General features: G+C 53.5%; 1 protein-coding gene. It reads right to left on the bottom strand.

Translation table 11 applies throughout. The features are described from left to right. On the bottom strand, positions 1 to 155 hold a 155-nt coding region (locus N6P30_RS24570; RefSeq protein WP_001610947.1), incomplete at its 3' end, for an IS1 family transposase. Positions 156 to 213: the final 58 nt, after the last annotated feature.

Raw genomic sequence — 213 nt, forward strand, 5'->3', positions numbered from 1 at the left:
GTACCGGGCTGAGAGGCGGTGTAAGTGAACTGAAGCTGCCATGTTTTACGGCAGTGAGAGCAGAGATAGCGCTGATGTCCGGCAGTACTTTTACCGTTACGCACCACGCCTTCAGTAGCTGAGCAGGAGGGACAACTGATGGAGATGGAAGCCACGGGAGCACCTCAAAACCACCATCGTACACTAAATCAGTAAGTTGGCACCATTACCCGG

Origin of the sequence: Enterobacter sp. PL1 (assembly GCF_945957325.1) — a bacterium.
Classification (GTDB): domain Bacteria; phylum Pseudomonadota; class Gammaproteobacteria; order Enterobacterales; family Enterobacteriaceae; genus Enterobacter; species Enterobacter roggenkampii.